Raw genomic sequence first — 20,528 nt, 5'->3', positions numbered from 1 at the left:
ACAAAAAGCCCCGGGTTCGTCGGGGCTTTCGATGTTCCCGTCATTTCGCTCAGCGGAGCGCCTTATCCAAGCGCCTTATCCAAGCGCCTTATCCAAGCGCCTTATCCAAGCGCCTTGGCCTCGCGGCGGCGCGCGGTGAGGATGTATTCGGTGTAGCCGTTCGGCTGCTCGCGCCCCCTGAAGATGAGGTCGCACGCGGCCTTGAAGGCGACCCCGTCGAAGGCGGGTGCCATCGGCTTGTAGATCGGATCGGACGCGTTCTGCTTGTCGACGACCACGGCCATGCGCTTGAGCGATTCCATCACCTGCGCCTCGGTGATGACGCCCTGATGCAGCCAGTTGGCGAGATGCTGACTGGAGATGCGTAAGGTGGCGCGGTCTTCCATCAGGCCGACGTCGTGGATGTCGGGCACCTTGGAGCAGCCGACGCCCTGGTCGATCCAGCGCACGACATAGCCCAGGATGCCCTGGCAATTGTTGTCGATCTCCTGCCTGACGTCATCGGGCGCCCAGTTCGACTTCGACACCGGAATGGTGAGGATGTCGGACAGTTTTGCGCGCGGTCCGCCCTTGGCGAGCTCCTCCTGGCGCGCGATCACGTTGACCTGGTGGTAGTGCAGCGCGTGCAGCGTCGCCGCCGTCGGCGAGGGCACCCAGGCGGTGGTGGCGCCGGCCTGCGGATGGCCGAGCTTCTGCGTCAGCATGTCCGCCATCTTGTCGGGGGCGGCCCACATGCCCTTGCCGATCTGGGCGTGGCCGGGCAGGCCACAGGTCAGGCCCATGTCGACGTTCCAGTCCTCATAGGCCTTGATCCAGGCCTGCGCCTTCATCTCGTTCTTGCGGATCATCGGGCCCGCTTCCATCGAGGTGTGGATCTCGTCGCCGGTGCGGTCGAGGAAGCCGGTGTTGATGAACATGATGCGCTTGGAGGCGCGCTGGATGCAGGCCTTGAGGTTGACGGTGGTGCGCCGCTCCTCGTCCATGATGCCGACCTTGAGCGTGTTCTCGGGCAGGCCAAGCATCTTCTCGACGCGGTCGAAGATCTCGCAGGTCAGCGAGACCTCGTCCGGGCCGTGCATCTTCGGCTTGACGATATAGGCAGAACCGGTGCGGCTGTTCTTGACCTTGGAATTGCCCTTGAGGTCGTGGATCGCGAGCAGGCCCGAGACGGCGGCGTCGAGCAGGCCCTCCGGAATTTCCTCGCCCTTCTCGTCGAGCACCGCGTCGGTGAACATGTGGTGACCGCAATTGCGCATCAACAGCAGGCTGCGGCCGTGCAGCTTGAGTTCGCCCTTGCCGTCGGGCGTCTTGTAGAGGCGGTCGGAATTGAGCGAGCGCGTCAGCGTCTTGCCGCCCTTCTCGAAATTGGCCGACAACGTGCCGTTCATCAAGCCGAGCGTGTTGCGGTAGACCAGCACCTTGTCCTCGGCATCGACCGCAGCGACCGAGTCTTCCATGTCCAGAATGGTCGAGACTGCGGCTTCCATGATCATGTCGGCGACGCCGGCCGGATCGTCCTTGCCGATCGCGCTGCTGCGGTCGATCTTCACCTCGATATGCAGGCCGTTGTTGACGAGCAGCACGGCGCTCGGCGCGGCGGCATCGCCCTGGAAGCCAGCGAACTGCGCGGCGTTCTTCAGTGCGGTGGCATTGCCGCTCTTCAGCTTCACCGCAAGCTGGCCCGCGACGACGCTATAGCCGGTCACGTCGGTGTGGCTGCCGGTCGCCAGCGGCGCGGCGTTATCGAGGAATGCCTTGGCCTTGGCGATCACCTTGTCGCCGCGCGCCTTGTTGTAGCCCTTGCCGCTCTCGGACGGGTCCTGCGGGATCGCATCGGTGCCGTAGAAGGCATCATAGAGCGAGCCCCAGCGCGCATTCGCCGCGTTCAGCGCGTAGCGCGCATTGGTGAGCGGCACCACGAGCTGCGGGCCGCAGATCTTGCCGATCTCCTCGTCGACATTGGCGGTCTCGACCTTCTGCGTCGCCGGCTCCGGGACGAGATAGCCGATCTCCTTCAGGAACGCGGTATAGGCATCGAGGTCGAACGCCTTGCCCTTGTTGGCGCGGTGCCAGTCGTCGATCTTGACCTGCAGATTGTCGCGGAACGCCAGCAGCTCGCGGTTCTTCGCTCCCAGCTCCTTGATGATACCGGCAAGTCCGGCCCAGAACGCATCCGGCGCGATCCCGGTTTTCGGGGCTGCTTCCTTGGCGATGAAGTCAAACAGGACGGGTGCGATCTTCAATCCGTGGGCATCGACGCGTTTCATGATGGGCTTTCTTGTTGGAAATGGCTGTTTTTGGCTGCTCTTGACCCGACAGCAGCAAAATGCGCCCGCGCGGGGCAGCTTTCGGGGACCTATTAGCCCCAAAATCAGGGCGGTGAGAAGACCCCAGCGGGCTTGTCAAAATGTCAAGAAAAGGCAGGGGACAGCCCCATACACTGGTGTCATTCCCCGCGACCCGGCTACGCCAAGGCTTCGCCGAGGTTAAGGCCCAGGGGCGCCGAAGCTTTAGCGAAGGCGGCAGGCGGGGAATCCAGTACGCCGCGGCTTCTCGGCTCAATCACTGCTGTTGGTGGAATACTGGGTCGCCCGGTCAAGCCGGGCGACGACAGCGGAGAAACAAGGACAGCCTCAGATATTCGCGGCGAGGTCCACGACTTCGTCGAACAGCACGCCTGATGCCTTCAGCATCTGCTCGATCTCGTCGGCCGCTTCCGCGACCGTCCGCTTCGACGTATCGATCACGAGCTCGGCCGCCTCAGGCGTCTCGTAGTCGTTGCCGATGCCGGTGAACGAGGCGAGGGCGCCGGCGCGGGCCTTCTTGTAATGGCCCTTGGGATCGCGCTCCTCGCAGACCCCGGCCGGAGTAGCGACATGGATCTCGCGGAACGCGGTGTCGGCGATGCGACGCGCGGCGGCGCGATCTTCGCGCGCGGGCGAGACCGCCGCGACGATGGCGATGTGGCCGTTGCGGGCGAGATGCGTCGCGACCTCGGCGAGACGGCGGATGTTCTCGCTCCGATCCGTGGCGGAGAAGCCGAGATCGCTGTTGAGCCCGGCGCGCAGCGTGTCGCCGTCGAGCAGGATCGGCGAGCCGCCATTGGTGAAGAGGCGCCGCTCCAGCGCCCGCGCCAGCGTCGACTTGCCCGAGGCGGGTAGGCCGGTGAGCCAGACCACGGCACCGTTGTGGCGGTAGCGGGCCGAGCGCTCGTCGGGCCGCAGCGCCGATTCCACCGGCACGATGTCGACGGGCACGGCACGCTGACCGGCATCGACCGACAGCACCAGGCCGCCGCCGGCGATGCGCCCGGATACCTCGATCACGAGGCGGCCGGTGCGCGGATTTTCGGTGTAGGGATCGGCCGCGATCGGATTGGACAGGGAGATGTCGATCTCGCCGACATGGTTGCGGCCGATCGCCTTGTTCTCGCTGCTCGAGAGCTCGCCGGGATCGACCGCCTTCTCGATGGCGACGACGGTTGCGCGGCTTTCCTTTGGTCCGCAGCGCACCAAAAGCTGGTCGCCCTTGGCCAGCGGCTTGTCGTGCAGCCAGAAGATCCGCGCGCGCAGCCGCCGCGTCTCGCGCGGGGCAGTGCCCGCATGCGCGATGATGTCGCCGCGCTCGATGAACAATTCACGGTCGAGCGTGATGCCGACCGAGCGGCCCGCGCCCTGCCGTCCCGCGACCGGCGTCATCGGCCAGCTCTCGACCGTCTTGATCTTGGCGATCTTGCCCGCGGGCATGATCACGATCTCGTCGCCCGCAATCAGGCTGCCGGATTCGATGCGGCCGGCGACGATGCGGCGGTCGTCGAACTTGTAGATCGCCTGCACCGGCAACCGCAGCGCCAGCGCTTCCAGAGGACGCGCCGGCTCGAGGCGATCAAGCGCCTCGACCACGGTCGGCCCCTTGTACCAAGAGATGCGGTCGGTACGCTCAGCGACGCCGTCGCCGTCGCGCGCCGAGATCGGGATCACCGCCGTGGGCGTCACGCCGAGGCCGTTCAGGTGCGCGGAAATCTCGTCGCTGATCTCCTTGAAGCGTGCGGCGGAGAATTCCACGCGGTCCATCTTGTTGACGACGATTGCGACCTGCTTCACGCCGAGCAGGTGCAGGAGATAGCCGTGCCGCCTGGTCTGGTCGCGCACTCCTTCCAGCGCGTCGATGATCAGCACCGCACCGTCGGCCTGCGAGGCGCCGGTGATCATGTTGCGCAGGAATTCGGCGTGGCCGGGCGCATCGATCAGCACGATGTCCCGCGAATTGGTGCGGAAGCGGATCTGCGTGGTGTCGATGGTGATGCCCTGGTCGCGCTCGGTCTGCAGCGCGTCGAGCAGGAACGACCATTCGAACGGCATGCCGCGCCGCGCGCTGACGGCCTTGAGCATGTCGAGCTTGCCCTCCGGCAGGCTGCCGGTCTCGTGCAGGAGGCGGCCGACCAGCGTCGACTTGCCGTGGTCGACATGGCCGACGATGACGATGCGGACCTGCGGTCGCGTCGTGCCGTTCGGCGTGCTGGGCGGGGCTGATGTGACGATCATATTCATGGTCGCGTCCCTGATCAGAGGTAACCGGCGACGCGAAGACGCTCGAAAGCGTCCTCGGTCTCGTGGTCGAGCGCGCGTCCCGAGCGCTCCGGCACCTTGGTCTGCTCGAGCTCGATCAGGATCTCGTCGATGTTGGAGGCGTTCGAGGCGACCGGGTTGGTGATGTCCTGGTCACCGAGCGAGCGATAGCGCTTGCCGTTCTTGGCGAGGTACAGCGGAATGATCGGGATGTTCTCGCGCTTGGTGTAGGCCCAGATGTCGGCCTCGGTCCAATGCAGGATCGGATGGATGCGCAAGTGAGCGCCTTGCGGCGGCGAGGCGTTGAAATGATCCCAGAACTCCGGCGGCTGGTCGCGCACATCCCAATTGCCCTCGAGCCCGCGCGGCGAGAACACGCGCTCCTTGGCGCGCGTTGCTTCCTCGTCGCGGCGGATGCCGGCGATCAGGCCGTCGAAGCCATACTTTGCCAGCGCCATCTTGAGGCCCTCGGTCTTGCGCGCGGCGGAACGGGCGGCCGGCGGCAGCGTTGGGTCGACGGCATCGATCGGCGGGCAGGGCTCGACGCGCAGATCGAGATCCCATTCCTTGCCGTAATGATCGCGGAAGCGATACATCTCCGGAAACTTCTTGCCGGTATCGACGTGAAGGGCCGGGAACGGCATCTTGCCGAAGAAGGCTTTCCGCGCCAGCCAGATCATGACGTTGGAGTCCTTGCCGAGGGACCACAACAGGGCGATCTTCTTCAGCCGGGCAAAGGCCTCACGGAAGATGTAGATGCTCTGCGCTTCGAGCTGGTCGAGATGGTCCATGCTCGGGGCAAGTTCGGCAGAAAATTCTTGCGCGCGCACGCGCTCGGCCAGCACCGGATCGCTCAGTCGATCAGCAGCGGAATCGTCCTTGAGAAGATGCATCTCTGCCACTTTGCGTTTGGAGGCGAAAATTCTATAGTTGCAGTGCGGAAGAGAAGAAAAAATTTTCTCTTTGCGCGCTCGAAACGAGACATATATAGAAAATAATTCCAGTCAACCCCGTTTGTGGGGAAGCGAGTATCGCATGCGGTTCTTGCCGGTGTTTCTCGATCTCAAGGCCGGCCCCGTGGTCCTCATCGGAGCGGGCGAGCTTTTGCGCGCCAAGCTGCGCGTGCTCGCCGCTGCCGGCGCGCGCCTGCGCGTGCATGCGATCGACGGCAATCATGACTTCGGCCTCGCTTTCGAAGACGCGGCGCGCATCGAGATCGCGGCAGCCGATCCGCTCACGGCGGATCTTTCGGGCGTCATCGCCGTGGTCTGCGCGGGCGCAGGCGATGTCGGTGTGGCCATGTCGGCGCGCGCCAAGGCCGCTGGCCTGCCCGTCAACGTCATGGACGACCTCGAGCATTCCAGCTTCATCTTCCCCGCGATCGTCGATCGCGGCGACGTCGTGGTGGCGGTCGGCACCGGCGGCACATCCCCGGTGGTGGCGCGGCGCGTGCGCGAGAAGATCGAGGCACTGCTGCCGGCGCGCATCGGCGAGCTCGCCGAGTTCATCGGCACCTTCCGCAAGTCGATCAACGAGCGCATCGCCGAATTTCCGCTGCGCCGCCGCTTCTGGGAGCGCGTCATCGACGGTCCGATCGGTGCCGCCGTGCTCGCCGGCCGGAAGGCCGAGGCGGACGCTACGCTCAAGGCCATTTCAGATCCCTCCGACTTCGCCCGCGCGGACAAGCCGGAAGGCTCGGTCGCGCTGGTCGGCGCCGGTCCCGGCGATCCCGATCTGCTCACCATCAAGGCGCTGCGCGCGCTGCAGGACGCCGACATCGTCTTCCATGACGAGCTCGTCTCGCCCGAGATTCTCGACCGCATCCGCCGCGACACCACGCGCGTTGCGGTCGGCCGCCGCGTCGGCAAGCCCGGCATCGGCCAGGATGCCATCAACAAGCGCATGATCGAGGCCGCGCAATCGGGCCAGCGCGTCGTGCGGCTGAAAGGCGGCGATCCCTTCGTGTTCGGCCGCGGCGGCGAAGAGGTGGAAGCGTTGCGCGCCGCCGGCGTCGCCTATTCGATCATTCCCGGCATCACCGCAGGGCTCGGCGGCGCTGCCGATTTCGAGGTGCCGCTTACTTATCGTCGCGAAGCGACCCGCATCACCTTCCTCACCGCGCACAAGGCGCGCGATGCCGAGAACGTGGACTGGTCGACGCTGACCGATACGAAGATGACCGTCGTCGTCTACATGGGCATGACCGCAGCGCCTGCTGTGCGCGCCGGCCTGTTCGCGGCCGGCCGCTCGCCGGAGACGCCAGTCGGCGTGTTCGCCCGCGTCACGCGGCCCGATGCGCAAGGCGCGATCGGCACGCTGCGCGACCTGCCGGAACTGGTGCGGCGGATCCATGGCGGCCCCGCCATCCTCATCATCGGCGACGTGGTCCGGCATGCCGGCTCGCTTCGCCGCCAGACACCCAAACACATCATCTCTGACCTATTGGATGCAGCCGAATGACCTCTCCGCTCGAACAAAAGAAGATCCGTATCGCCGGTCCCTCGGTCGTGACTGCCAACCGTACCTGGGACGGCATCGTGGTCTACCGCACCGCCGCCAAGAGCTGGTCCGCCGAGCTGTCGGAAGCCGCGATCGTGCGCAACTCCGACGAGGCCAAGGCGTTGCTTGCCGAAGCCGTGGCCGATGACGTCGGCGCCATCGGCCCCTATATCGCGCCAGTGCAGATCGGCGACGATGGCAAGGTCCTGCCCGGCAATCTGCGCGAACAGATTCGCCGCACCGGCGTCACAATCGGGCAGCCGGCCCAGGCTTAAGGCACGCACTCATGTATGCTTACGACGAAATCGACCGCACGCTCGTCAACGAGCGCGTCTCGGAGTTCCGCGACCAGGTGAAGCGGCGCCTGTCCGGCGAGCTCACCGAGGACGAGTTCAAGATCCTGCGGCTTCAGAACGGCGTCTATCTGCAGCTGCACGCCTACATGTTCCGCGTCGCGATCCCCTACGGCACGCTGGCGACGAACCAGATGCGGGCGCTTGCGCATGTCGCGCGCAAATACGACCGCGGCTACGGCCACTTCACCACGCGGCAGAACATCCAGTTCAACTGGATCAAGCTCGCCGAGCTGCCGGATGCGCTCGAAGACCTCGCAAAGGTCGGCATCCATGCGATGCAGACCTCCGGCAACAACATGCGCAACGTCACCTCCGATCAGTGGGCCGGCGTCGCGCCGGGCGAGATCGAGGACCCGCGCATCTGGTCGGAGCTGATCCGCCAGCACACCACGCTGCATCCGGAATTCTCGTTCCTGCCGCGCAAGTTCAAGATCGCGATCACCGCCTCGGATCACGACCGCGCCGCGATCAAGATCCACGACATCGGCCTGCGGCTGATCAAGAACGAGAAGGGTGAGACCGGCTTCGAGGTGCTGGTCGGCGGCGGTCTCGGCCGCACGCCGTTCATCGCCAAGACCATCAAGCACTTCGTGCACGGCCGCGACATCCTCAGCTACATCGAGGCGATCCTACGGGTTTACAACCAGTATGGCCGCCGCGACAACATCTACAAGGCGCGCATCAAGATCCTGGTGCACGAGCTCGGCATCGAAAAGTTCTCGCGCGAGGTCGAGGACGAGTGGCAGCACATTCGCAACTCCTCGCTCCAGATCGACGACGAGGTGATTGAGGACATCCGCTCGCGCTTCACCTATCCTGCTTACGAGAAGCTGCCGCACATGCCGGACGAACTGCGCCAGTCCGCGGCCGACCCTGATTTCGAGGCATGGCGCAAGAACTCGGTGGCCCCGCACAAGGTGCAGGGCTACTCCATCGTCACGATCTCGCTGAAGCCGACCGGCGGGCCTCCGGGCGATGCCACGGCCGAGCAGATGGACGCGCTGGCAGATCTTGCCGACAAATATTCCTTCGGCGAGATCCGCGTCGGCCACGAGCAGAATTTGGCGCTGCCGCACGTCTCCAAGCGCGACCTGCCGGCGCTGTGGAAGGCGCTCGACAAGCTCGGGCTGGCGACCCCCAACGTCAACTTGATCACCGACATCATCGCCTGCCCCGGGCTCGATTATTGCTCGCTGGCGAATGCCCGCTCGATCCCGATCGCGCAGGAGCTGACGCGGCGCTTCGCCAATCACGAGCTCGCCAATTTGATCGGCCGTCTGCACATCAACATCTCCGGCTGCATCAATGCCTGCGGCCATCACCATGTCGGCCATATCGGCATTCTCGGCGTCGAGAAGAACGGCGAGGAGGTCTACCAGATCACCATCGGCGGCCGTGCCGACGAGAACGCCGCGCTCGGCACCCTGATCGGTCCCGGCGTCAAGTTCGACGAGGTCGCCGACGTGGTCGAGGACATCGTGGAAGCCTATCTGGCGCTGCGCGAGCGGCCCGAAGAGCTGTTCATGGACACGGTGAAGCGCCTCGGCGTCGAACCCTTCAAGGAGCGCGTCTATGCCACTCGTTAACGGCGGAAAGATCACGGACGACCGCTTCGTCAAGCTCGCCGTCGATACTCCGGTCCCTGCGGGCGGCGACATCCTGGTGCCCGCCGAGCGCTTCCTCGGCGAAGCCGACGTGCTGCTCAAGCGGCCGGGCAAGGTCGGCGTGATCTGGCCCAACAATCGCGACATCAGCGAGCTCGTGCCGCATCTCGGCAAGATTGCCGCGGTCGCGCTGGTGTTCCCGACCTTCCGCGACGGGCGTGCCTACAGCCAGGCCCGCCTGCTGCGCGAGCGCTACAATTATCGCGGCGAGTTGCGCGCGACCGGTCAGGTGCTGCGCGATCAGTTCGTGTTCATGCTGCGTGCCGGCTTCGATGCCTTCGAGGTCAAGAAGCAGGCCGACGCGGAGGCCTTCATGCAGACCGCGAAGCGCTATTCGGTGTTCTACCAGCCGACCGGCGATGGCCGCATCACCGCGCTGCACCGGCGCATGCAGCTGCGCCACTCCGAAGGGGTCGGCACGTGAATGCGATCGCGCCTCAGGTTTCCCCCGTGTCTGCGCTACCTTCGGCGGACGAGCTCGATCGCGCCTTGCGCGATGCCTCGCCCGCAGAGGTCATTGCCGCGGCGCTCAGGACGGTGGGGCGCGACAAGCTTGCGCTGGTGTCGTCCTTCGGCACCGAATCGGCGACGCTGTTGAAGGTCATGGCGGACGTCGATCCGGCGATCCCCGTGATCTTTCTCGACACCGGCTGGTTGTTCGAGGAGACGCTGGCCTATCGCGATACGCTCATTGCGACGCTGGGCCTGAAGGACGTCCGCTCGATCAAGCCGGCCGAGGAGACGCTGTCGCGCGACGATCCCGATCGCGAGCTCTGGTTCTCCGATCCTGACGCCTGCTGCCGCATCCGCAAGGTCGAGCCGCTGGCGCGTGCGCTGAAGCCGTTCGATGCCTGGCTCAACGGCCGCAAGCGCTTCCAGGGCAATGCGCGCGCTGACATTCCGGTCGTCGAGGACGATGGCGCGCGCCTCAAGTTCAATCCCTTCGCCAACGTCTCGCGCGAGGAGATCGAGGCGATCTTCACCCGCGCCAAATTGCCGCGGCACCCTCTGGTTGTGTCAGGATTCCTGTCAGTTGGGTGTATGCCTTGCACCAGCCGAACGAGCGAAGGCGAGGATGCACGCGCCGGCCGGTGGCGCGGCCGGGCCAAGACAGAATGCGGCATCCACACGATGAAGACTTCGTAGCACAGTCACGCTGCGAGCCAGCGAACAAGAAAATCGGGTTCCGTTGACACAAGAGCGTTTCGCCACGAGTTATGCCTGCCGTCGATGACGCCGATGTCGTCGAGGTGAATGGAGATGGACATGATGCGCCGTATCGTTCCGCTCGCCGCAGGATTGCTTGCGACGGGGCTCTGGGCAGGCTCGGCCCTGGCCGCCGACATCAATTTGCTGAACGTATCGTATGATCCGACGCGCGAGCTCTATGCCGAGTTCAACAAGGCGTTCGCATCCGCCTATCAGAAGGAAACCGGCAAGAGCGTCGAGATCAAGCAGTCGCACGGCGGCAGCGGCTCGCAGGCACGCGCGGTGATCGACGGCTTGCAGGCCGATGTGGTGACGCTTGCGCTCGCCTACGACATCGATGCGATTGCGAACAAGGGTCTCATCGCGGCGGATTGGCAGAAGCGGCTGCCGCAGAATTCATCACCCTATACCTCGACCATCGTCTTCCTGGTGCGTAAGGGCAATCCCAAGGGCATCAAGGACTGGGACGATCTGATCAAGCCGGGCGTTGCCATCATCACGCCGAACCCGAAGACCTCGGGCGGTGCCCGGTGGAATTATCTGGCGGCCTGGGGCTTTGCGCAGAAGAAATACGGTTCGGCCGACAAGGCCAAGGAGTTCGTCGGCAAGCTCTTCCAGCAGGTGCCGGTGCTCGATACCGGCGCGCGGGGCTCCACCGTGACCTTCGTCGAGCGCGGCGTCGGTGACGTGCTGCTGGCCTGGGAGAACGAGGCGTTCCTGGCCCTCAAAGAGTTCGGTGCGAACAAGTTCGAGATCGTGTCGCCGCCGCAATCGATCCTCGCCGAACCGCCGGTTACCATCGTCGACAAGGTTGCCGACAAAAAAGGCACCCGGAATGCGGCTGACGCTTACCTGCATTATTGGTATACCAAGGAAGCGCAAGAAATCGCCGCCCGCAATTTCTACCGTCCTCGCGACGTCGAAACCGCGAAGAAATACGAGAACGCCTTCGCCAAGGTCGAGCTGTTCACGATCGACGATGTCTTCGGCGGCTGGACCAAGGCACAGAAGGAACATTTTGGAGACGGCGGCGTTTTCGATCAGATTTACAAGAACTGATCGGGCGCTGTGGTAGGGGGCTTAGCAGGGGGCCTGGTGAGCGCACTCGCAGCACGACGCCGGACATTGCCGGGCTTCGGTCTCACCATGGGACTGACGCTTTCCTGGCTGTCCGTGATCATCCTGATTCCGCTCGCCGGCCTGTTCCTGAGATCGCTCGAGCTCAGTCCCGAGCAGTTCTGGAACATCCTCTCCAGCCGCCGCACCCTGAACGCGCTCCGCGTCTCGTTCGGCCTCGCCTTTGCGGCGGCCTGCGTCAATCTGGTGATGGGCAGCATCATCGTCTGGGCGCTGGTGCGCTACCGCTTCCCCGGCCGCCGCATCTTCGATGCCATCGTCGACGTGCCGTTTGCGCTGCCGACGGCGGTGGCCGGCGTCGCGCTGACGGCACTGTTCGCCGAGAAGGGCTGGTTGGGGGCGCCGCTCGCCGCGCTCGGCCTCAAGGTGGCGTTCACGCCGGTCGGCATCTTCGTCGCCATGATCTTCATCGGCATTCCGTTCGTTGTTCGCACCGTGCAGCCGGTGCTGCAGGATCTCGACCCCGAAATCGAGGAGGCCGCGGGCAGCCTGGGGGCCAGCCGCTGGCAGACCATCGTCCGCGTGATCCTGCCATCGCTCGCGCCGGCGCTGCTCACGGGGCTCGCGCTGGCCTTCGCCCGCGCGGTCGGTGAATACGGCTCGGTGATCTTCATCGCCGGCAATCTGCCCAACGTCTCCGAGATCGCGCCGCTCTTGATCGTGATCCGCCTGTCCGAATTCCGTTACGCCGATGCGACCGCGATTGCGGTGGTCATGCTGGTCGTCTCCTTCGTCATCATCTTCGCGGTCAATCGGCTCCAGCGCTGGGCGCAGAGCCGGATCCCGGCGCGCTGAGGGCGGACCATGACGATGCAGATCGCAGATTCCGTGTCGCTCTCGGCCTCCGGCTCGAAGGCACGCGCGCACGCGGCGGCAGCGCGGAACAATTTGCGCACCGAGCCGCGCGCCGTCCGCATCGCCATCATCACGCTGGCGTTGCTGTTTCTCACCGTCTTCGTCGTGCTGCCGCTCGTCGTCGTGTTCGCGCAGGCATTTTCGCGCGGCGTCCTCGCCTATTTCGCCGCGCTCGCCGAGCCGGAGGCGATGGCCGCGATCAAGCTGACGTTGATCGTCGCGGCGATCTCCGTCGGGCTCAATCTGGTGTTCGGCCTCGTCGCCGCCTGGGCGATTGCAAAATTCGAATTCCCGGGCAAGACCTTCCTGATCACGCTGATCGACCTTCCGTTCTCGGTCAGCCCGGTGATCTCCGGCCTCGTCTTCGTGCTGCTGTTCGGCGCGCAAGGCTATTTCGGCAGCTGGCTGCGCGAGCACGACATCCAGATCCTGTTCGCGGTCCCCGGCATCGCCCTCGCCACCACCTTCGTGACCTTCCCCTTCGTGGCGCGCGCGCTGATCCCCCTGATGCAGGAGCAGGGCACGCAGGAGGAGGAGGCCGCGATCTCGCTCGGCGCCTCCGGCCTGCAGACCTTCTTCCGCGTCACCCTGCCCAACATCAAATGGGGCGTGCTCTACGGCGTCCTGCTCTGCAACGCGCGCGCGATGGGCGAGTTCGGTGCGGTCTCCGTCGTCTCCGGCCACATCCGCGGCGAGACCAACACCATGCCGCTCCTGGTCGAGATCCTCTATAACGAATACCAGTTCGTCGCCGCGTTCGCGATCGCCTCGCTGCTCGCGATGCTGGCGCTCGTCACGCTGATCGCAAAAACCGTTCTCGAACGTCATCTGGACGAAGGACACGAGCCCCGTGACCATTGAAGTCAAGAATCTCGTCAAGAAATTCGGCAGTTTTGCAGCCCTCGACGGCGTTGATCTCAAGGTCAATGACGGTGAGCTGCTGGCGCTGCTCGGCCCGTCCGGCTCCGGCAAGACCACCTTGCTGCGGATCATCGCCGGCCTCGACTGGCCGGACTCGGGCGAAGTCTTCTTCAACGGTGAGGACGCGCTGGCGCAAGGAGCCCGCGAGCGCCACGTCGGATTCGTGTTCCAGCATTATGCGCTGTTCCGCCACATGACGGTGTTCGAGAACGTCGCCTTTGGCCTCCGCGTGCAGCCGCGCGCGGTCCGAAAGGACGAGGCTGCGATCCGGGCTCGCGTCAAGGAGCTGCTCGATCTGGTGCAGCTCGACTGGCTCGCCGACCGCTATCCGAGCCAGCTCTCCGGCGGTCAGCGTCAGCGCATCGCGCTCGCCCGCGCGCTCGCGATCGAGCCGCGCATCCTCCTGCTCGATGAACCCTTCGGCGCGCTCGACGCCAAGGTGCGCAAGGAGCTGCGCAAATGGCTGCGCTCGCTGCATCACGAGATCCATGTCACCTCGATCTTCGTCACGCACGACCAGGAGGAGGCGCTGGAAGTCGCCAACCGCGTCGTGGTGATGGACAAGGGACGGATCGAGCAGATCGGCTCGCCTGACGACGTCTACGACAATCCGGCGACGGCCTTCGTGCATGGCTTCATCGGCGAATCCATCGTGCTGCCGGTTCAGATCGGAGATGGCGCGGTCCGGCTCGGCGACCGGCAGCTCGATCTGGCGGCCGAAGGGCTTGCGCCTGGCGCGTCAAAGCTGTTCGTGCGGCGACATGACATGCTGGTCGGCCCGCCCGGCAGCGGTGCCTTCGAGGGCGCGGTCCAGCACGTCCGCAATTTTGGCCCGGTGCAGCGGGCGGAAGTGGCCCTGTCCGGCGGCGAGACCATCGAGATCGATGCCCCCCGCGACAAGGAACTGCGCGCCGGCGATACGATCGGCCTCAATCCGCGCCGCTACCGGATATTTGCGGGCTAAGCCCGCCGTCATTCCGGGATGGTCCGAAGGACCAGACCCGGAATCTCGAGATTCCGGGTTCGATGCTATGCATCGCCCCGGAACGACTTCGTCAATTCTCTTCAAAATTCACCTTTCAGCCATTGTTGGTATGCAACAACTGCCCCTCATTTGGGGGCTCTGATTCATGCGCGCTGCGGCCGCAATTCTCATCATGTTGCTGCTCGCCGGCTGTGCCGGCAACGAAGCACCGGTCCAGCAGCCGTCGATGTATGCCGACATGGCGGTCCCGGGCTCCAAGCTCGACGTCCAGGCGGCTGCGATCATGATTTCGCAATACCGCCAGAACAATGGGCTCGGCACGGTCGTGGTCGACCCGGATTTGACTCGGCTCGCCGAATCCCAGTCGGGCGCGATGGCGGCAGCCAACAAGATGGACCACGACGTCCGCGCGCCGCTGGCCAAGCGTCTGGCCTCCGGCGGTTATCCCGCCACCGTCGCCGTCGAGAACATCTCGGCCGGCTATCATACGCTGGCGGAAGCGTTTTCCGGCTGGCGCGACTCGCCTCCGCACCGCGCGAACATGCTCAAGAGCGGTGTCACAAAATTAGGCATCGCAGCGAGCTATGCTCCGGGCACCAAATACAAGGTGTTCTGGACCATGATCCTGGCCTCGACGGAGCCTCGATAAGCCAGACTTGATCCCGGGGGTGCATTGACGTCGCGGCGGAGTGTCGCCACGGTGGCTCGCCCTTTGCTATTGTTCCCGCATGACCGATCATAGTCCGCAAATCGCAACACTCCCGGTGAATGCGCAACGCGTTCTGGTCCTCCAGGGCGGCGGCGCGCTCGGCTCGTACCAGGCTGGCGCCTTCCAGGCGCTGTGCGGCTACGGCTTCGATCCGGAATGGGTCGCCGGCATCTCGATCGGCGCGGTCAATGCCGCCATCATCGCCGGCAACGAGGGGCACACCCGCGTCGAGCGGCTCAAGGAATTCTGGGAAATGGTGTCGGCTCCGGTGCCGTGGAAGCCGGTCGGCAAGAGCGACCGCAGCCGCGAGCTGTTCAATTCCACCAGTGCCGCGCTGATTGCGACCTTCGGCGTGCCCGGCTTCTTCACGCCGCGCATTCCACCGGCGCCGCTGTGGCCGCCGGGACATCCCGAGGCCGAGAGCTATTACGATACCTCGCCGCTGAAGAAGACGCTGGAGCGTCTCGTCGATTTCGACCGCATCAACGATCTGAAGACACGCCTGTCGGTCGGCGCGGTCGGCGTCACCTCGGGCAACTTCAAATATTTCGACAATTACGCGTTCAAGAAGCTCGGCAAGAAGATCGGCCCCGAGCACATCATGGCCTCCGGCGCGCTGCCGCCGGGCTTTCCCTCCGTGGTCATCGACGGCGAGCATTATTGGGACGGCGGTATCGCCTCCAACACCCCGCTCGACTACGTGCTCGATGCCGAGCTCGAACGCGACATGCTGATCTTCCAGGTCGATTTGTTTTCCGCGCGCGGCGACCTGCCGAGCTCGCTGCTGGAGGCGGCCGAGCGCGAGAAGGACATCCGCTATTCCAGCCGCACGCGGATGAACACCGACAAGAACAAGCAGCTGCACAACGCCCGCCGGGCCGTGCGCGATCTGATCGGCAAATTGCCGGACTATCTCAAGAACGATCCGTCCGTCGAATTCCTGGCGAAAGTGTCGCGCGAAAGCACCGTCACCGTGGTGCATCTGATCTACCGCAGCAAGAACTACGAATCCTCGTCCAAGGATTATGATTTCTCGCGCATTGCCATGGTCGAGCATTGGGAAGCCGGCGTGCGCGACGTGCACCTGTCGATGCGCCACAAGGACTGGCTGGAGCGGCCGCAGTCCGGCGAGACAATGGTGACCTACGATCTCACGGGGGACGTCACCGCGCCCCCGGCAAAAAGGAGCGAATAGAATGGGTACTCTGTCAGGCAAGAACGCCGTCGTGACCGGATCGACCAGCGGTATCGGGCTCGCCTACGCGCGCGCCTTCGCCGCCGCCGGTGCCAACGTCGTCATCAATGGCTTCGGCTCGGCCGAGGACATCGAGAAGGAGCGCGTCAAGATCGAATCCGATTTCGGCGTCAAGGCGGTCTACTCGCCGGCCGACATGACCAAGCCCGCCGAGATCGCCGGCATGATCGCGCTCGGCGAGAAGTCGTTCGGCTCGGTCGATATCCTCGTCAACAATGCCGGCATCCAGTTCGTCTCGCCGATCGAGGAATTTCCGCTCGAGAAGTGGGACCAGATCATCGCGATCAATCTGTCCTCGGCCTTCCACGCCATCCGCGCCGCGGTGCCCGGCATGAAGAAGAAGGGCTGGGGCCGCATCATCAACACGGCGTCGGCGCACTCGCTGGTGGCCTCGCCGTTCAAGTCGGCCTACGTCTCGGCCAAGCACGGCATTGCCGGCCTCACCAAGACCGTGGCGCTGGAGGTTGCGACCCACAAGATCACCTGCAACTGCATCAGCCCCGGCTACGTCTGGACCCCGCTGGTCGAGAAGCAGATCCCCGACACCATGAAGGCGCGCAATCTGACGCGCGAGCAGGTCATCAACGACGTGCTGCTCGATGCGCAGCCGACCAAGGAGTTCGTCACCTCCGAGCAGGTCGCAGCTCTCGCCCTGTTCCTGTGCAGCGACGACGCCGCCCAGATCACCGGCACCAACCTCTCGATCGACGGCGGCTGGACCGCGGAGTAGGCGCACGGTGCCGTAGGGTGGGCAAAGGCGCGTGAGCGCCGTGCCCACCATTCTCCGCTGCTCGCGACTAGCGTCAGCGGCACTGGGTGTCTCACCTCTTCCCGCGCCCACTGCGAAATAGCCGTTTCTCAGATCGGGTCAGACGACCTTCATCCGCGCCTGAATTTCGCGAAGACTTCTGCGACCTCGGCCATCCGTGGCCAACTCGCCGCGATCTATCGAGGCTAACGCAGGGTCGATACTTCGCAGTTCTTCCTGCGTCGCTACATACTCGCCGCCGAGCAGTTCGCTCTCGCCTTCGCTGGCAATCGCAACCAGTCGTTCTGGGCCTCTTCGGGCCAAGTCTGGGCACGTTCCAGAAGATCTCGCAGGTCGCTTGCGGCCATGCCCGACTATCTCAGGTGCCGAAGACCTTTCCGATCATCTCGACCTGGGGCTAGCGTCCGAACGCCAGCACGTGCAGGCCGAGCCGCTGCCGCACGATCCAGAACAGCAGCACCGTCTCGAAGGTGAGCGAGATCGAGGTCGCGGCCGCCGCGCCATGGCCGCCGTAGCGCGGCACCAGCGCGATGCAGAGCACGAGGTTCATCACGAAGGCGAGCGCGTACGCGAGCGCGCAGATCTTCTGCTGGCCGAGCATGTTGAGCAGGCGCTCTACCGGACCGATCGCGGCGCGCACCACGAGGCCGATCGCGGCCACGAACATGATGTCGTAGCCGATCACGAATTGCGGCCCGAACAGCCACAGCAGCGGCTTGCCGAGCGCGAGCAGCACGATGGTCGCGGCCAGCGACGGCCAGAACGTCCAGGTGATGGCATGCGCGACATAGGCCGACAGCCGCGCCTTGTCGCCGCTGGCGTTGTATTCGGCAAAGCGGTGCGCCGTCGTCGCGGACATCGCGTAGTGGATGAACGAGACCAGCGCCAGCGTCTTCACCACGGCGAAATAGACGCCGACCTCGTCCGAGGGACGGAATTGCTGCAGCACCAGCACGTCGGTATAGGACAGGAGCAGGTAGAAGCTCTCGACCAGCAGGATCGGCAGCGAGACGGCGAGCCATCCCCTGACGTCATAGGCCTTCGGTCCCGGCGCGATGTGATCGGCGAGCTTGCGGTTCAGCACCACCAACTGCCCGGCCATAGCGATCCATACCGCGCCCAGGCTCGCCACCATCGCGGCGACGGCGCCGAGATGATAGCCGAGCAGGAAGGCGAGTGCCGTGATGCCGATGATCAGCGCCTGACGGATGATGAACTGCGGCATCAGGCCGAGCCGCATCCAGTCGTGCGAGCGCGCGATGCCGTCCTGGGTGTTGGCGAGGACGAAAGCCGGCAGCGTCATGCAACCGATATAGAGCGGCAGCACCTCGGCCGGATCGATCCAGGGCGACAGCAATTTGACGATGCCCGCAAGGCCGAGCGAGACCAGCGTCGACACGGCAAAGGTCAGCCAGCGGCTGCCGGAGAGGAAACCGCGCAGCAGCGCGTGCGCGCCGATGGCGCGGTATTCCGGAATGATCTTTTGCGCGGAGGCCGAGATGCCGAAATCCATCATGCTGCCGAGCAGCAGCACCCAGGTCCAGACATAGACGTAGATGCCGTAATCGGACGTCCCCATCCAGCGCGCCAGCAGCACTTGCGACACGTAAGCGAGGCCGGCGCTGATGACGCGGATGACGAAGATGGTGCCGGCGAGCCGCCGCGTCAGCGACGCCTCGCTCGATCCGCCTGCGAGCTTGGCGCGCAGCCGCGCAACCAGCCCGGCCGGTCCGGTCGTTGCGGGTGGTGCATCCATCACGGCCAATTCGAACGATCCCCAGCGGCCTGCAGCGGCAGCTGAGGGATTAGCAACCATTCGTTAAGATTCGGTTGGGCGGCACGCCGTGGCCCACGCCTGGCTGGAGCCCGGCAACTCACTCGCGTTGACCGGGCCTCACTGCAAATTCGTGTTGAACTCGTACGCCTTCTCAGGCCCGACCAGCGTGAACTTCAGCGCGGCGCCGTCGGGCTTGGCGCCCGGCGGCAGGCCGTCGAGCTCGAACGAGAAGCGCTTCACGCCGGTCGGGCTGCTCTTGACCGGCTCCGGAATCGGCAGCGCCCAATCGGGCGTCGGCCCTTCCACGTAGAGGTCGATCTTGCCGCCGTCCGGCGCCACCACGTCGACCACCACGTTCTTGGGCCCGTCAAGCTTGACGTCGCGAATGGTGAGCGGATTGGGGTCGCCGATATTGGCGGGCTTCGGCACGGTGTCGAGCGCCGCTCGCAGGTTCGCATCCTCGGTCGAGGCGACGCTGTTGAAGCCGAGCTCGGCACTGGCCTCCACGGGAATGCAGAGCTTCTCGCAGACCGCGTAGTTGATCTCGGCGCGTAAGGTCACCGGCTTGTCCGCAGCCTTGGCGACGATGCGCAGGGGAAGCACCACCTGGTCGCGATAGCCGATCGAATGGCCGCCCGCGCCGTCGTCGAACTTCAGCGGTGCCGGCCACATCACCGTCACCGCTTCGACATTGTCGGACTTGGAGAAGTCGAACCGGGGTGGAACGCCGGAATCGCCCGGCGACCGCCAATAGGTCTTCCAGCCGGGCTGGAGCTGGAAGGCGATACCGCCGAGCAGCACCGCGCCGCTGCGCGATCCCGCGAGTAACCGCACCGCGGAATGTCCATCGCGCTGCCACGGCGATGCGTCGTCGGCACGGGCGGCGAGGGCCAACGACGACGCGAGCAGGGTTGTCGCGACGCCAATCGCCGCACGCAGGGGAACAATGCTGGACATGGCACGTCTTTACAGGGTCGCCCAGGGCCAAACCATTGAATTGCTTGTGATGGATGCACTCGAATCAAGCTGCTGCAAGCCTTGATTTGACAGCCGCCCGGCCCGACATCAGGATAGGAATGGAAACCGGAGTGCTCGAGCGATGGCTCCCACAGGAAAGAGGACGGGCGAAAGCACCCGCAGCTCGGGAGCCGCGCTGCCCAGTTCCGGCGGGTATCTCGACGGCCGGCTCCTGATCGCAATGCCCGTAATGGGCGATTCCCGCTTCGAGCGCTCGGTGATCTATCTCTGCGCCCATTCGGCGGAGGGGGCGATGGGCATCATCGTGAACCACCCCGCCGGCAGCATCGACTTCCCGGAGCTGTTGCAGCAGCTCGGCATCGTCAAGAAGGGCGAGCACATCAAGCTGCCGGAGAACGCCGAAAGCATGAAGGTGCTCCGTGGCGGCCCGGTCGATACCGGGCGCGGCTTCGTGCTGCATTCCAGCGACTTCTACATCGAGAACGCCACGCTGCGGATCGATGACGGCGTCTGCCTGACCGCGACGGTCGACATCCTGCGCGCCATCGCCAACGGCTCCGGCCCCAAGCACGCCATCCTCGCGCTCGGCTATGCCGGCTGGGCGCCGGGCCAGCTCGAGACGGAGATCCAGAGCAACGGCTGGCTGCATTGCGACGCGGATGCGGATCTGATCTTCGGCGACGACGTCGACGACAAGTACAACCGCGCCTTGCAGAAGATCGGCATCGATCCCGGCATGCTCTCCAACGAGGCCGGGCACGCGTAGTTGTCGCTGCCGTCATTGCGAGGAGCGAAGCGATGAAGCAATCCAGAAAACCCTCCGCGGATGCATTCTGGATTGCTTCG

18 protein-coding genes are annotated in these 20,528 nt (G+C 64.9%); 13 read left to right on the top strand and 5 right to left on the bottom strand.

The annotated features are described in order from the left end of the window. Positions 1-101: 101 nt before the first annotated feature. From AC24YW_RS06990 to cysD, 3 genes are all read right to left on the bottom strand, one after another. Complete coding sequence (locus AC24YW_RS06990; protein ID WP_487482043.1) at positions 102-2,267, bottom strand: malate synthase G; 2,166 nt, start codon at positions 2,265-2,267, stop codon at positions 102-104. Positions 2,268-2,633: 366 nt separating this feature from the next. After that, on the bottom strand, positions 2,634-4,550 hold the full coding sequence (gene cysC, locus AC24YW_RS06985; RefSeq protein WP_487482042.1) for an adenylyl-sulfate kinase: 1,917 nt from the start codon (positions 4,548-4,550) through the stop codon (positions 2,634-2,636). 14 nt (positions 4,551-4,564) lie between these two features. Beyond that, positions 4,565-5,359, bottom strand: coding sequence for a sulfate adenylyltransferase subunit CysD (cysD, locus tag AC24YW_RS06980; protein WP_035998209.1), 795 nt, complete (start codon positions 5,357-5,359; stop codon positions 4,565-4,567). Between the two features lie 244 nt (positions 5,360-5,603). Here cysD and cysG point away from each other — a divergent pair, with 244 nt between their 5' ends. The 12 genes from cysG (at position 5,604) to AC24YW_RS06920 (ending at position 16,888) form a co-directional block, all read left to right on the top strand. Then, positions 5,604-7,028: a siroheme synthase CysG gene (cysG, locus tag AC24YW_RS06975; RefSeq protein ID WP_487482041.1), complete on the top strand. Its 1,425-nt coding sequence runs from the start codon at positions 5,604-5,606 to the stop codon at positions 7,026-7,028. After that, positions 7,025-7,342 (top strand): DUF2849 domain-containing protein, encoded by a 318-nt coding sequence (locus AC24YW_RS06970; RefSeq protein ID WP_487482040.1) that lies wholly within the window; start codon positions 7,025-7,027, stop codon positions 7,340-7,342. The genes cysG and AC24YW_RS06970 overlap by 4 nt, the downstream gene beginning before the upstream one ends. Before the next feature lie 11 nt (positions 7,343-7,353). Continuing rightward, positions 7,354-9,009, top strand: coding sequence for a nitrite/sulfite reductase (locus AC24YW_RS06965; RefSeq protein ID WP_487482039.1), 1,656 nt, complete (start codon positions 7,354-7,356; stop codon positions 9,007-9,009). Next, positions 8,996-9,511, top strand: coding sequence for a DUF934 domain-containing protein (locus tag AC24YW_RS06960; protein WP_487482038.1), 516 nt, complete (start codon positions 8,996-8,998; stop codon positions 9,509-9,511). The genes AC24YW_RS06965 and AC24YW_RS06960 overlap by 14 nt, the downstream gene beginning before the upstream one ends. Next, positions 9,508-10,233 (top strand): phosphoadenylyl-sulfate reductase, encoded by a 726-nt coding sequence (locus AC24YW_RS06955; protein ID WP_487482037.1) that lies wholly within the window; start codon positions 9,508-9,510, stop codon positions 10,231-10,233. The genes AC24YW_RS06960 and AC24YW_RS06955 overlap by 4 nt, the downstream gene beginning before the upstream one ends. A 108-nt stretch (positions 10,234-10,341) precedes the next feature. Further along, positions 10,342-11,355 carry a sulfate ABC transporter substrate-binding protein gene (locus tag AC24YW_RS06950; RefSeq protein ID WP_487482036.1) on the top strand — a complete coding sequence of 338 codons (1,014 nt, stop codon included), beginning with the start codon at positions 10,342-10,344 and terminating at the stop codon, positions 11,353-11,355. 36 nt (positions 11,356-11,391) lie between these two features. Next, positions 11,392-12,228: a sulfate ABC transporter permease subunit CysT gene (gene cysT / locus AC24YW_RS06945; protein WP_197948075.1), complete on the top strand. Its 837-nt coding sequence runs from the start codon at positions 11,392-11,394 to the stop codon at positions 12,226-12,228. A gap of 9 nt (positions 12,229-12,237) precedes the next feature. Continuing rightward, complete coding sequence (cysW, locus tag AC24YW_RS06940; RefSeq protein WP_487482035.1) at positions 12,238-13,149, top strand: sulfate ABC transporter permease subunit CysW; 912 nt, start codon at positions 12,238-12,240, stop codon at positions 13,147-13,149. Then, on the top strand, positions 13,139-14,173 hold the full coding sequence (locus tag AC24YW_RS06935; RefSeq protein WP_487482034.1) for a sulfate/molybdate ABC transporter ATP-binding protein: 1,035 nt from the start codon (positions 13,139-13,141) through the stop codon (positions 14,171-14,173). The genes cysW and AC24YW_RS06935 overlap by 11 nt, the downstream gene beginning before the upstream one ends. Positions 14,174-14,339: 166 nt before the next feature. After that, positions 14,340-14,843, top strand: a complete 504-nt coding sequence (locus AC24YW_RS06930) for a CAP domain-containing protein (protein WP_035998228.1) — start codon at positions 14,340-14,342, stop codon at positions 14,841-14,843. 79 nt (positions 14,844-14,922) lie between these two features. Next, positions 14,923-16,098 (top strand): DUF3734 domain-containing protein, encoded by a 1,176-nt coding sequence (locus AC24YW_RS06925; RefSeq protein ID WP_487482033.1) that lies wholly within the window; start codon positions 14,923-14,925, stop codon positions 16,096-16,098. A gap of 1 nt (position 16,099) precedes the next feature. Further along, positions 16,100-16,888: a 3-hydroxybutyrate dehydrogenase gene (locus AC24YW_RS06920; protein WP_487482032.1), complete on the top strand. Its 789-nt coding sequence runs from the start codon at positions 16,100-16,102 to the stop codon at positions 16,886-16,888. A 436-nt stretch (positions 16,889-17,324) separates the two neighbouring features. On the opposite strand, the gene AC24YW_RS06915 is transcribed toward AC24YW_RS06920, so the two are convergent. Together AC24YW_RS06915 and AC24YW_RS06910 are read right to left on the bottom strand one after the other, a co-directional pair. After that, the gene (locus tag AC24YW_RS06915) at positions 17,325-18,692 is read right to left on the bottom strand and encodes a flippase (RefSeq protein ID WP_487482582.1); all 1,368 of its coding nucleotides are present in this window, start codon (positions 18,690-18,692) and stop codon (positions 17,325-17,327) included. Between the two features lie 129 nt (positions 18,693-18,821). Beyond that, positions 18,822-19,661 (bottom strand): protein-disulfide reductase DsbD domain-containing protein, encoded by an 840-nt coding sequence (locus tag AC24YW_RS06910; protein WP_487482031.1) that lies wholly within the window; start codon positions 19,659-19,661, stop codon positions 18,822-18,824. 142 nt (positions 19,662-19,803) lie between these two features. Between AC24YW_RS06910 and AC24YW_RS06905 the strand changes: the two genes are divergently transcribed. Then, a complete protein-coding gene (locus AC24YW_RS06905; RefSeq protein WP_487482030.1) occupies positions 19,804-20,448 on the top strand; it encodes a YqgE/AlgH family protein in 645 nt (214 codons plus the stop codon). The last annotated feature ends 80 nt before the right edge of the window (positions 20,449-20,528 follow it).

The organism is Bradyrhizobium sp. USDA3516, assembly GCF_057651995.1.
The sequence above is the reverse complement of the archived record's forward strand: the minus strand, read 5'-3'. Positions and strand labels throughout refer to the sequence as shown.